Genomic DNA, 12,762 nt, shown 5'->3' with positions numbered 1-12,762 from the left:
CCATGGTCGTCGGCAGCGTCAGATGTGTATAAGAGACAGCCTCTCCCCAACCCTCCCCCACCGCAAGTCGGGCCTGCCCGACTTGCGCAGATCATTGATGCGCACCCGGGGTAGACCCCGGGTGCGTGGGGGAGGGAGCCCTGCTAGTCCCGTTGTGGCGTTGCGGCCAGAGACAGCGAGTCCCCCATGCTGACCCTGATCGGCAAGCGGCTGCTGTTCGCGATCCCGTCGCTGATCGGGGTCGTGATCGTGACGTTCCTTTTGACGCGTGCGCTGCCGGGCGATCCCGCGGCGTATTTTGCCGGTCCGGCGGCCACCAAGGAAGCGGTCGACCAGATCCGGAAGAAGCTCGGCTTCGACAAGCCGCTGATCGAGCAGTTCGTCCGCTACACCAACGATCTCGCCCACGGCGATCTCGGCACATCGCTCACCACGGGCCAGCCGGTGGCGGCCGAGCTGCGCAACCGCCTGCCGGCGTCGGCCGAGCTCACTCTGCTCGGCCTCGTCGTCTCCATCGTGATCGCGATTCCGCTCGGCGTGCTGGCGGCGACGCGGCCGGGCTCCTGGATTGACCATCTCTGCCGCATCACCACCACGGCCGGCGTGTCGCTGCCGGTGTTCTTCACCGGGCTCGTGCTGGTCTATGTGTTCTATTTCCGGCTCGGCTGGTCGCCGGCGCCGCTCGGCCGGCTCGACGTGTTCGCCAGCGCGCCGCCGACCGTCACCGGCTTCTATCTCATCGACACGCTGATCGCGCGGGACTTCGAGGCGTTTCGCTCGGCGCTCAGCCAATTGATCCTGCCGGCGGTGACGCTCGCGATCTTCTCGCTGGCGCCGATCGCGCGGATGACGCGCGCCTCGATGCTGGCGGTGCTGGCGTCCGACTTCGTCCGCACCGCGCGCGCCAGTGGCCTGTCGCCCGGCAAGGTGATCGTCACCTACGCCTTCCGCAACGCGATGCTGCCGGTCATCACCACGCTCAGCATGGTGTTCTCCTTCCTGTTGGGCGCCAATGTGCTGGTGGAGAAGGTGTTCGCCTGGCCCGGCATTGGCTCCTACGCGGTCGAGGCGCTGATCGCGTCCGACTTCGCGCCGGTGCAGGGCTTCGTGCTGACCATGGCGGTCATGTACGTGCTGCTCAATCTGATGATCGACATCCTCTACGGCGTGATCGATCCCCGCGTCAGGCTGGAGGGCTAGAGCATGAGTACCGTAGCTCCAACCGTCGAGCCCGCAGGTCCCGCCCGCACGTCGGCCCTTGCCGCGATGTTCGAGCAGACCCGCTACGTTTTGAGCGAAAACAAGGTCACCGGCTTTGCCTTCGCGCTGCTGGTCCTGATCCTGTTTGCCGTCCTGTTCGGGCCCTACGTCGTGCCGTACGACCCGCTCGCCTCCGACACCGCGGCAGCATTGAAGCCGCCGTCCGCCGCGCACTGGTTCGGCACCGACCAGCTCGGCCGCGACATCTTCAGCCGCGTCATCGTGGCCACGCGGCTCGACACCTTCATCGCGGTTGCCTCCGTGGTGCTGGTGTTCCTGATGGGCGGGCTGGCCGGCATCGCCGCCGGCTATTTCGGCGGCTGGACCGACCGCATCGTCGGCCGCATCGCCGACACCATCATGGCGTTTCCGCTGTTCGTGCTGGCGATGGGCATCGTCGCGGCGCTCGGCAACACCGTGCAGAACATCATCATCGCGACCGCGATCGTGAACTTCCCACTCTACGCCCGCGTCGCGCGCGCCGAGGCCAACGTCCGCCGCAACGCCGGCTTCGTGCAGGCGGCGCGGCTGTCCGGCAATGGCGAATACCGCATTCTGCTCGGGCACATCCTGCCCAACATCATGCCGATCATGATCGTGCAGATGTCGCTGACCATGGGTTATGCGATCCTCAACGCCGCGGGCCTTTCCTTTATCGGGCTCGGCGTCCGGCCACCGACCGCCGAGTGGGGCATCATGGTCGCCGAGGGCGCCGGCTTCATGGTGTCGGGCGAATGGTGGATCGCACTGTTCCCGGGCCTTGCGCTGATGATCGCGGTGTTCTGCTTCAACCTGCTCGGCGACGGCCTGCGCGACATCGTCGACCCGCAGCGGAGGACATGATGCCTGTCTCGGCCCGGTGTCGCGCTACCGCTTCGCTCCTTTGCATGGGGTTGTTTTGCGCATTTTTGGATGACGCCCCCCATGAGGGGAGGTGCGCATGACCGCCCAGCCGCTGCTCGACGTCAGCGACCTCACGGTCGAGTTCACGACGCGTCGCGGCATCGTCAAGGCGGTGCAGCACGTCAACATATCCATCGGCAAGGGCGAGACCGTCGGCATCGTCGGCGAGTCCGGCTCCGGCAAGTCGGTGACCTCCTATGCCGTGATGCGCATCCTCGATCGCGCCGGCCGGATCGCCGAGGGCTCGGTGATGTTCTCCGGCATCGACGTCAAGTCGGCGACCGAGAGCCAGATGCGCGATCTGCGCGGCCGCGAAGTCTCGATGATCTTCCAGAATCCGCGCGCCGCGCTCAATCCGATCCGCAAGGTCGGGCACCAGATCGAGGACGTGCTGCGCCAGCATGTGCAGCAGGCGCAGGTCACCGATCGCGGCGAGAAGGCGATCGAGGCGCTGGAGCAGGTCAAGATCGCGCGCGCACGCGAGCGCTACCACGCCTATCCGTTCGAGCTGTCCGGCGGCATGTGCCAGCGCGTCGTGATCGCGCTGGCGCTGGCCTGCAATCCGCAGCTTCTGATCGCCGACGAGCCGACCACCGGCCTCGACGTCACCACCCAGAAGGCGGTGATGGATCTGATCGTCGAGCTGACCCGGCGCCGATCGATGTCGACGATCCTGATCACCCATGACCTCGGCCTCGCCGCCGCCTATTGCGACCGCGTTGTGGTGATGGAGAAGGGCCGCGTGGTCGAGACCGCTGTCTCGGCTGACATCTTCGCCGCGCCCCGACATGCCTACACCCGGAAGCTGATGCGCGCGACGCCGCGGCTCGGGGTGTCGCTACGGGATCTGTTGCCGGAGGAGGACTCTTCGCGGAGCGTGGCGGGTGAGGGGGACTCTCCGCGTACTGTGCTCGCGGATACAGCCCCTCACCCCAACCCTCTCCCCGTGAAGAACGGGGAGAGGGAGCAGAAGCAACCCCTCCTATCAGTCGAAAAGCTCGTCAAAGAATATCCGCGCCAGGGCGCGGGCGGGGTGCTCGCAAAGTTGTTCGGACGCAAGCCGCCGGTCGAGGAAGAGACCTTCCGCGCGGTCGACGGCATCAGTTTCTCGATCGACCATGGCGAGAGCGTCGGGCTGGTCGGCGAATCCGGCTGCGGCAAGTCGACGACGTCGATGATGGTGATGCGGCTGCTCGATCAGACTTCCGGCCGCATCATGTTCGATGGCGAGGACATCGGCGGCATCGCGCCGCAGTCCTTCGCGCGGCTGCCGCGGCGCAGCGAGATCCAGATGGTGTTTCAGGATCCGACCGACAGCCTTAACCCGCGCTTCACCGCGGCGCGCGCGATCGCGGACCCGATCATGCAGCTCGGCGGCATCAGCGGGCGCGACGCGCTCCGCGCCCGCTGCGAGGAGCTTGCGCGGCTGGTCGGCCTGCAGGTCAATCTATTGGATCGCTTCCCGCACCAGCTCTCCGGCGGCCAGAAGGCCCGCGTCGGCATCGCGCGCGCCATCGCGCTGCACCCGAAGCTCGTGATCCTCGACGAGCCGACCGCGGCACTTGACGTCTCGGTGCAGGCGGTGGTGCTCAATTTGCTGCAGGACCTCAAGCAGTCGATGGGCATGAGCTACCTGTTCGTGTCGCACGACCTCAATGTCGTGCGCCTGCTGTGTGATCGCGTCATCGTGATGCGCGCCGGTCGCATCGTGGAGCAGGGCACATCCGAACACGTCTTGGGCAATCCGCAGGACGCCTATACAAGGGAGCTGCTGACGGCGATCCCGCATCCGCCGCTACCGGTGTCTTGACGCATGATCCGGAAAAGTGGGACCGGTTTTCCTCGCGACAAACGCAGAATGCGTTTGCGCGGAGATCATGCGCAAAATCGTTATTGGGAGCGAAATGACCGATCATCTCGACGACTATATGAACGCCGTCGCCCGCGCGATGGCGTTGCCGCTGGAGGACGCCTGGCGTCCCGCGGTGCGCGCCAATCTCGACGTCTCGCTGCGGCTGGCGCGGCTGGTCGATGACTTCCCGCTGCCGGACGACGTCGTGTCGGCTGCCGTCTATTCGACCTGAGATCGCGATGTCCGAAACTCCCGCTTCCATGTCGGCCGCCGAGATCGCGCAGGCCGTATCAAGCCGCAAGATCACGGCCCTCGCCGCGACCGAGGCTGCGCTCGCGCGGATCGCGGCGCATGACAAGGTCCTCAATGCCTTCACCGACGTCACCGCCGATCGCGCGCGTGCCAGGGCCAGCGCGGTCGACGCCGCGATCGCCGCCGGTCAGCCGGTCGGTCCGCTCGCCGGCGTGCCCTTCGCGGTGAAGAACCTGTTCGACGTGCAGGGTCTTCCGACCCGCGCCGGCTCGAAGATCAACCGCGACCTGCCGCCGTCGCCGCGCGACGCGACGCTGATCGAACGGATGGAAGCGGCCGGTGCGGTGCTGGTCGGCGCGCTCAACATGGGCGAATACGCCTACGACTTCACCGGCGAGAACGTGCATGACGGCCCGTCGCGCAATCCACATGATCCGGCGCGGATGACCGGCGGCTCCTCCGGCGGCTCCGGCAGCGCCGTCGGCGGCGCGCTGGTGCCGATCGCGCTCGGCTCGGATACCAACGGCTCGATCCGCGTGCCGTCGTCGTTCTGCGGCACGTTTGGTTTGAAGCCGACCTACGGCCGGCTGTCGCGCGCGCGGTCCTATCCGTTCGTCGCCAGCCTCGATCATCTCGGCCCGCTGGCGCGCGGCGTGAAGGATCTCGCGCTCGCCTATGACGCCATGCAGGGACCTGACGCCGATGATCCGGCCTGCATCGTGCAGTCGGTCGAGCCGACCGTACCTTTGCTTGCCAATGATATCGGTGGGCTGCGGGTTGCGATCGCCGGCGGCTATTTCCAGCAGAACCTGTTTCCGGAGGCGGCAGAAGCGGTCGTGCGCGTCGCGAAGGCGCTCGGTGCCACGCGGACCGTGGAGCTTCCCGAAGCGGCGCGCGCCCGTGCCGCGGCCTACATCATCACCACGACCGAGGGTGCCGCGCTGCATCTCGATCGCCTGCGCAAGCGTCCCAACGATTTCGATCCGGCGGTGCGCGACCGTCTCATTGCCGGCGCGATGATCCCGGCTGTCTATGTCGACAAGGCGCAGAAATTCCGCCGCTGGTATCGCGCCAGGGTGCTGGAGCTGTTCCAGTCGGTCGACGTGATCCTGGCGCCGGCGACGCCGTGCACCGCGCCGAAGATCGGCCAGGCCAGTTTCACGCTCGACGGCGTCGAGCTTCCGGTGCGCGCCAATATCGGCATCCACACCCAGCCGATCTCCTTCATCGGCCTGCCGGTGGTCGCCGTGCCGGTGCCGCTCGAACCGATGCCGATCGGCGTGCAGATCATCGCGGCGCCCTGGCGCGAGGACGTCGCGCTGCGGGTCGCCTACGCGCTGGAACAGATGGGTGTCGCGACCGCGCCGGCGCCGAGAGGGATCTAACATGGATATCGATATTCCCGACGTCGTCGCCGAGGTCACCGCGCAGTTCCAGCGATATGAGAAAGCGCTGGTCTCGAACGATGTTGCCGTGCTCGACGAGTTGTTCCGCGACGACCGCCGTACGCTGCGTTACGGCATTGGCGAGAACCTCTATGGCTATGCCGAGATCATGGCGTTTCGCGCAGGACGCTCGCCGGTCGGGCTGATGCGCAAGATCGAGCGGACCGTGATCACGACCTATGGCCGCGACACCGCGATCGCCTCGACGCTGTTCTACCGGGACAGCGCACCGGGTAGGGTGGGGCGACAGATGCAGACCTGGATTCGTTTCCCCGAGGGCTGGAGAATCGTCGCGGCCCATGTCAGCGTCATCGATGAACCCAAAGGTGCTTGAAGGGCGATCGAGGATGAGCCTGGACGATCTGCCGCAGGGCGCAGAATCCGAGATGACGGTGCGCCGCATCGATCGGCCGTCGTCGCTGGTCGACAAGGTCACCCGTGCCGAAGAGCTGCGGCTGCAGCTCGCCGACGAGATCGTGCGCGGCACGCTGCCGCCGGGGGCGGGGCTCGATGAGACCGACCTTGCACGGCGATTCAACGTCTCGCGCACCCCGGTGCGCGAAGCGCTGCGGCAGCTCGCCGCCAGCGGCCTGATCGATGCCCGCGCGCATCGCGGCGCCGTGGTGGCGCGCCCCTCGCTTGAACGGCTCACCGGCATGTTCGAGGCGATGGCCGAGCTGGAAGCGATCTGCGCCGGCCTTGCCGCCGAGCGGATGACGGCGGCGGAGCGGCACGCGCTGGAGGCGATCCACGAGGAATTGCGGGTGCTGAGCTATACCGGCAATCCCGAGCGCTTCCACGAGGTCAATGAGCGCTTCCACAACGCGATCTATGCCGGGTCGCAGAACGCCTATATCGCCGAGATCACGCTGGCGACGCGGGTGCGCGTGCAGCCGTTCCGCCGCGCCCAGTTCCGCAACCTCGGGCGTTTGGCAAAATCCCACGCCGAGCACGACCGCGTCGTCGTCGCCATCATGCGCGGCGACAAGACAGGCGCCGCCGCGGCGATGCGCGCCCATATCGAGCAGGTGCGCGGGGAATACGAGACCTACGCGGTGTCGGTGTAGGTTCTTCTTACCTCTCCCTGCGAGAGCGGGGCGACGGAGCGCACCGCCGGAGCGGCTAGGCCTTCGCCCTTTCCGCCATGAACGCCCGCCAGCCGCCGTAGGCGGAAATATCCTTCGCGCCATGGATCGCGGCAGGCTCGACGATGAAGCCCTTGGCCTGCCGTCCGTCGGCGAGCCTGATCGTGCCGATCGACAGCGGCGGCGGGATCGCGGCGACGAATTTTCCGAACGCTGCCGGTGACATCGCCCACAGTTCGAGCTTGATCGATGCGCCCGCACCGGCCTCGATGCGCAGCATGCCGGGCTTGGGCGGCGTGGTGTCGAGTGCATACAGCCTGTAGTCCGGCGCGGTGACCGCCTCTTCCAGCAGGCGCGCATCGAGCGTCGTCAGCTCGTGGTTCAGCGCCATGCCGGAGAGATGCGCGCCGACCACCGCGATGGTGATCTCACCGGGGCCGGCCCGCGTCGGCGCGGCCGTGAGCGGCGGCTGCGGAAGTGAATTGGCGCCGAGGGTAAGTCCCGTGTCGGCATGGAAGACACGGCCGATGCCGGCAAGCTCGGCGTCACGGCCGGCAGGGGCGAGCAGCGTGATGCCGAACGGCGCGCCGTCGGGCCGCATCGCTGCCGGCAGCGCCAGGCCGCACATATCGAGCAGGTTGACGAAATTGGTGTAGGTGCCGAGCCGCGAGTTGAGCTCGATCGGATTGGCGAGCACATCGGCGGTGGAATAGACGGTCGGCGCGGTCGGCAGCACGATCGCATCAAGGTGTGCGAGGCTGCGCTCGGCGACGCGGCGCAGCGCCTCGAGGCGGTACAGCGCCGAGAAGGTGTCCGCAGCGGTGGGGCGCGATCCGCCGACGGTGATCTCGCGCGTCACCGGATGGACCGCCTCGGGCGACGACGCGAGCAGGTCGCGGATCACGAGATAGCGCTCCGCAACCCACGGGCCCTCATAGAGCAGCCGTGCGGTCTCATAGAACGGCGCGAGGTCGAACTCGACGAGGTCGGCGCCGAGCGCCTGCCAGCGCTGGCACGCCTCGCGATAGGCCTTCTCGGCCTCATGATCGCCGAAGAATTTCAGCTGGCCGCTTTGGGGAATGCCGAGCTTCAGCTTCGCCGGAAAGCTCGCCAGCGGGGCCAGCGGCCGGTCGCGCGAGAACGGATCGGACTGATCGGGTCCGGACATGGCGGCGAGCGCGGCCAGCGCGTCGTCGACGGTGAGCGAGAATATCGAGACGCAGTCGAGCGTGCGGCACGCCGGCACGACGCCGGTGGTCGAGATCAGCCCAAGGCTCGGCTTGAGCCCGACGATGTTGTTGAGCATCGCCGGGACGCGGCCGCTGCCTGCGGTGTCGGTGCCGAGCGCAAGCGGCACAAGTCCAGCTGATACCGCGACCGCGGAGCCCGAGCTCGATCCGCCCGGCACCAGATCGCCGCGCACCGGATTCCTGGGAATGCCGTAGGGCGAGCGCACGCCGACCAGGCCGGTGGCGAACTGGTCGAGATTGGTCTTGCCGATGATGATGGCGCCGGCCGCACGCAGTTTGGCGACTGCGGTGGAGTCCTGCGTCGGCACATAGGAGAACGCCGGGCACGCGGCGGTGGTCGGCAGGCCCGCGACGTCGATATTGTCCTTGACCGCGACCGGCACGCCGTAAAGTGGCAACGTCGGATCGGCGAGCCGCTCGGCCTCGGCAAGCGCATCCTTCTCGTCGCGCAGGCTGATGAAGATGGCGGGATCATTGTGCGCGCGGATGCGCTGATAGCTGCGCGCCACGGTTTGGGCCGGCGTCATGGTCCCGGCGCGGTGCGCGGCGACGATCGCGGCGACAGTTTCAGTCACGTACTTGGCCTCTTCTCGTGAGCGGGAGGCGTCGGACGCCATCCGCAAGGGAATTGCAGCCTGAGCGAAGCAAGCAATATGCCATTGTGTACAATTCGCCCGCGCCGTCGTGAGACGGATTATTGCACAATATCAGTCGCTTGAAATGCTCGTCGGGAACGGACGCCGGCTCGCATGAGAGCGCGCCTGCCCAATTTGGAGGCAGGTCTGATCAAGCCGAAATCTCGGTCGAAAGGTCAGGTGAAGCAGGCGAGGATCTGCAGCAGCTGTTCGCGATTTTCCTTGCCGATCTTCTCGGCGACATGCCGTTCATGCTCGGCGGCGAGCCGCTTGAACTGTGCCAGCGCGGTCTTGCCGCGCCCGGTCAGATGCAGCGCATGGGAGCGGCGGTCGGTCGCGGAAGGGACGCGGCTGACGAAGGCGCGGTCTTCCAGGCTGTCGAGCAGATGCACCAGCCGCGCGCGCTCGATCCCGAGCCGCTTTGCCACCGCCATCTGGCTGAGGCCCGGATTGGCCCCGATCACGGTCATCACCGAATACTGGGTCGGGCGGATATCGACCGTCGCCAGCGTCTTGATGAAGTCCTGAAAGATCCAGAGCTGGAAGCGCCGCACCGCATAGCCGGCGTGACCGACCAGCGCGTCGAGGCCGATGTCGTCGCCGGCGTCGCCGTTGCGCGCCCGTCCATTCGCCGTGTGCACCCGGGGGCGGCGGGTTGCCGCTGCCGTTCCTGCCGCCTTGCGCGATGTCTTTTGCTGGCCTGCCATGACCGCAAGGCTAGCGCGCCCAAGGCGGGATGGAAAGATTGTTGTTGACGACAACAATTGATGTCCGCAACATTATCACCAAAGAGCCCGGCCGGGACCGCGGCGCCGCACCATGTTGCGGCGCGATCCCGCAAAGACACGGGCGAGGAGGAAACCATGACGATGGCCGCCGCCAGCGGAGACAATCCGAGCAGCCTGTTCGCGACGCCCGCGATCGTTGCGGATCGCCGCAACGACGGCAGCGTCCTGGTCCGCTCCACCTCGCCGCTGAAGCAGGGCGCCCGCTGCGTCGGCGACTGGCTGGAGCATTGGGCACGGCAGGCCCCGGATCGCGTCTTTCTCGGCGAGCGCGCCAACGCCGAGGCGCCCTGGACCACCGTCAGCTATCGCGACGCGCTCGGCATCGTGCGGCGGGCCGCATCGTGGGTGCTGGCGCAGGGGCTGAGCGCTGAACGTCCGCTCGTCATCCTCTCCGACAACGGCATCGATCACGCGTTGTTTGCGCTCGCCGCGCAGCATGTCGGCGTGCCCTCGGCCGCGATCTCGCCGGCCTATTCGCTGATGTCGCGGGATTTCGACAAGCTGAAGAGCATGATCGAGCTGCTCGACCCCGGCGCGATCTATGTCACGAGCACAGGGCCGTTCGCGGCGGCGCTTGCCGCAATCAAGCCGCTGCATCGCGCAACCATCGTCAGCGGCAATCCGGACGACGCCGACGCATTGCCGTTCCGCACCGTCGCTGCCACGGCGGAAGCGCCCGGGGTCGCCACCGCGTTCGCGGCGGTGACGGCGGACACGATCGCAAAATTCCTGTTCACCTCAGGTTCGACAGGGACGCCGAAGGCCGTGATCAACACCCAGCGCATGCTGACCTCGAGCCAGCAGGCCAAGGCGCAGACCTGGACGTTCCTGGAGCAGTCGCGCGACGATCTGGTCATCCTGGACTGGCTGCCCTGGAGCCACACCTTCGGCGCCAACCACAATTTCAATCTGGTGCTGCGCAACGGCGGCACGCTCTATATCGACGGCGGCAAGCCGGCGCCCGGCCTGTTTGCGACCTCGCTCGCCAACCTGCGCAGCGTGGTGCCGACGGTCTATTTCAACGTGCCGCGCGGCTTCGACATGCTGATCGCGGCGCTGCGCACCGACGACGAACTACGCAGAAAATTCTTCGAGGGCACCAAATTCGCCTTCTATGCCGGCGCGGCGCTGCCGCAGAATCTGTGGGACGCGCTGGAGGAATTGTCGCTGCGGACGGTCGGCCGCCGGCTGCCGATGGTGTCGGCCTGGGGTTCGACCGAGACCTCGCCGCTGGCGACCGATTGCCACTTCCTGGCCAAACGCTCCGGCAATATCGGCGTGCCGATCCCCGGCACCGAGCTCAAGCTGGTGCCGTCGGGCGACAAGCTCGAGGTGCGGGTGCGCGGGCCCAACGTCACGCCCGGCTACTGGAAGGCGCCCGAGCTGACCGCTGAGGCCTTCGATGCCGAGGGTTTTTACAAGATCGGCGATGCCGTCACCTTCGCAGATCCCGCACAGCCTGAACTTGGCCTGTTCTTCGACGGCCGCGTGGCGGAGGATTTCAAGCTCAATTCCGGCACCTGGGTCAGCGTCGGCACCTTGCGCGTCGCCGGCATCGCGGCGCTGGCGCCGCTCGCGCAGGACATCGTCGTCACCGGCCATGGCCGCGACGAGGTGCACTTCCTGGTGTTTCCGAACCTCGTCGCCTGTCGTTCGCTGGCAGGCCTGCCCGAGAGCGCCGACGCCCGCGAGGTGATCGGTCATCCGGCGGTCCGTTCCGCGATCGGGCAGGGGCTGGCGACGCTGAAGGCGCAAGGCGGCCATTCCTCCGGCCATGCCACCCGCGCGCTGCTGCTGGCCGAGCCCGCCTCGGTCGACGGCGGGGAGATCACCGACAAGGGCTACATCAACCAGCGCGCTGTGCTGACGCGCCGCGCCGCGGCAGTGGCGGTATTGGAGGACGACGGGTCGGGTGAGGCGATTGCCTGCGCGGGGTGAGATTACGATCCAACAGGATCACGTGAGGAAGGCACCAGCGGATGGGTGCCCTCCCCCCTTGCGGGGGAGGGCTAGGGAGAGGGGTACCGCACGGCGTGCTCTCAATATTCGTACTTTGACGACGAAAGCTCCGACGTTGCGAAGCGACGTTCCCCTCGATCATCTCACCCGGGGCCACCCCTCTCCCCAACCCTCCCCCGCAAGGGGGGAGGGAGCCTGGGCGGCGTGCTCACCTGACTTGATGGCCGCGCCACATCGCTTTGCTTGCGACCCGACGACGCAGTGCATCATCTGTTTTTAGTTGCCAGAGCAACTAAGCTGTGCGAGTTTCCGCACCCAAAGGGACAGGGCCGGTCAACGGCCACGCGTTTGGGAGGAGAATGTTGCGCAGCACGGCGCGAACGGCACGCATGGAAGATCGGGCGAAGACCGTGGGGGTGCCGGGCGCCGCCCGTGGCCCGGCTGCGCCGTCAGGTCGTGCTTTGCCCGGTGACGGCGCCGAGATTCTCGTGCAGCCGGCGCAGCAGCTCGATCAGCACCTCGCGCTCGTCCTTTTTCAGGCACGCCAGCAGCCGCCGCTCGCGCTCCAGCGCCGCGACGATGACCTTGTCGTGGATGGCGCGGCCGCGCGCGGTCAGCGTGATCGAATGGGTGCGGCCGTCGTCCGGCGCGGTACGGATAGTCAGCAGGCCGCGCTTCTGCAATGCCGCGAGGTTGCGGCTGACCGGCCCCTTGTCGAAGCCGATCACCTGGCAGATCCGGGAGGCGGGAATGCCCGGCTCGATCGCCAGTTGCGAGATAATCCGCCACTCGGTGACGTTGACGCCGAAATTCTTCTGGTAAAACGCGGTGGCGCTGTTCGACAGCTTGTTGCCGATGAAGGTGATGAACGCCGGCACATAGCGATCAAGGTCCAGCAGCGGGCCATCGCTGGCGTCTGCGGGATCGGCCGGTCTCGGCCGGCGGGGCTTTCGGGGGAGGGGCTGGCTGCTCATCTCTCAAATCATCGCTGCGAAACCGTTCGGGAGCAATAGATATGCGGCCCGTGTTGACAAGATCAAACCTCGGGAGGTCCCGATGACTGCAACAGATGCTGCGTCCGTCCCGCATCTCGACGTCGATCCGTTCGCGCTCGAGTTCTTCGCCGATCCATTCCCGACCCATGAGCGGCTGCGCGAGGCCGGGCCGGTGGTCTATCTCGACAAGTGGAATGTCTATGGCGTGGCGCGCTACGCCGAGGTCCATGCGGTGCTGAACGATCCCGCGACCTTCTGCTCCAGCCGCGGCGTCGGCCTCAGCGATTTTTCCAAGGACTGTCTCTTATACACATCTCCGAGCCCACGAGACTTAGGAT

At 67.0% G+C, this 12,762-nt stretch carries 11 protein-coding genes and 1 pseudogene; 9 read left to right on the top strand and 3 right to left on the bottom strand.

Annotated features, from left to right (window positions below):
- The first annotated feature begins 186 nt into the window (after positions 1-186).
- From PMN64_RS38195 to PMN64_RS38165, 7 genes are all read left to right on the top strand, one after another.
- Positions 187-1,200 carry an ABC transporter permease gene (locus PMN64_RS38195; protein ID WP_411784491.1) on the top strand — a complete coding sequence of 338 codons (1,014 nt, stop codon included), beginning with the start codon at positions 187-189 and terminating at the stop codon, positions 1,198-1,200.
- A 3-nt stretch (positions 1,201-1,203) separates the two neighbouring features.
- Positions 1,204-2,103, top strand: coding sequence for an ABC transporter permease (locus PMN64_RS38190; protein ID WP_411784490.1), 900 nt, complete (start codon positions 1,204-1,206; stop codon positions 2,101-2,103).
- Positions 2,104-2,200: 97 nt separating this feature from the next.
- A complete protein-coding gene (locus PMN64_RS38185; RefSeq protein WP_411784489.1) occupies positions 2,201-3,973 on the top strand; it encodes a dipeptide ABC transporter ATP-binding protein in 1,773 nt (590 codons plus the stop codon).
- A gap of 94 nt (positions 3,974-4,067) precedes the next feature.
- A complete protein-coding gene (locus PMN64_RS38180; protein ID WP_018269566.1) occupies positions 4,068-4,247 on the top strand; it encodes a DUF4089 domain-containing protein in 180 nt (59 codons plus the stop codon).
- A 7-nt stretch (positions 4,248-4,254) separates the two neighbouring features.
- Positions 4,255-5,652 (top strand): AtzE family amidohydrolase, encoded by a 1,398-nt coding sequence (locus PMN64_RS38175; protein ID WP_411784488.1) that lies wholly within the window; start codon positions 4,255-4,257, stop codon positions 5,650-5,652.
- 1 nt (position 5,653) lies between these two features.
- Entirely contained in the window at positions 5,654-6,046 is a 393-nt protein-coding gene (gene hpxZ / locus PMN64_RS38170; protein WP_411784487.1) for an oxalurate catabolism protein HpxZ, read from the top strand.
- Between the two features lie 13 nt (positions 6,047-6,059).
- Positions 6,060-6,779, top strand: coding sequence for a GntR family transcriptional regulator (locus tag PMN64_RS38165; RefSeq protein WP_411784486.1), 720 nt, complete (start codon positions 6,060-6,062; stop codon positions 6,777-6,779).
- A 55-nt stretch (positions 6,780-6,834) separates the two neighbouring features.
- On the opposite strand, the gene atzF is transcribed toward PMN64_RS38165, so the two are convergent.
- Both atzF and PMN64_RS38155 read right to left on the bottom strand, forming a co-directional pair.
- Positions 6,835-8,664, bottom strand: a complete 1,830-nt coding sequence (gene atzF, locus PMN64_RS38160; protein WP_411784485.1) for an allophanate hydrolase — start codon at positions 8,662-8,664, stop codon at positions 6,835-6,837.
- 194 nt (positions 8,665-8,858) lie between these two features.
- A complete protein-coding gene (locus tag PMN64_RS38155; RefSeq protein WP_411784484.1) occupies positions 8,859-9,389 on the bottom strand; it encodes a MarR family winged helix-turn-helix transcriptional regulator in 531 nt (176 codons plus the stop codon).
- Between the two features lie 162 nt (positions 9,390-9,551).
- On the opposite strand from PMN64_RS38155, the gene PMN64_RS38150 reads away from it, so the two are divergent.
- The gene (locus tag PMN64_RS38150) at positions 9,552-11,408 is read left to right on the top strand and encodes a feruloyl-CoA synthase (RefSeq protein ID WP_411784492.1); all 1,857 of its coding nucleotides are present in this window, start codon (positions 9,552-9,554) and stop codon (positions 11,406-11,408) included.
- A gap of 470 nt (positions 11,409-11,878) precedes the next feature.
- Here the strand turns inward: PMN64_RS38150 and PMN64_RS38145 are convergent, their stop codons facing one another.
- The gene (locus PMN64_RS38145) at positions 11,879-12,403 is read right to left on the bottom strand and encodes a MarR family winged helix-turn-helix transcriptional regulator (protein WP_028340491.1); all 525 of its coding nucleotides are present in this window, start codon (positions 12,401-12,403) and stop codon (positions 11,879-11,881) included.
- Positions 12,404-12,485: 82 nt separating this feature from the next.
- Between PMN64_RS38145 and PMN64_RS38140 the strand changes: the two are divergent.
- Positions 12,486-12,762: pseudogene (locus PMN64_RS38140) on the top strand (hypothetical protein); the annotation flags it as partial.

This window comes from Bradyrhizobium sp. UFLA01-814, assembly GCF_046718885.1.
Classification (GTDB): Bacteria; Pseudomonadota; Alphaproteobacteria; order Rhizobiales; family Xanthobacteraceae; genus Bradyrhizobium; species Bradyrhizobium elkanii.
Note: the sequence above shows the minus strand (reverse complement) of the source record. Positions and strands in the feature narration are given on the sequence as shown.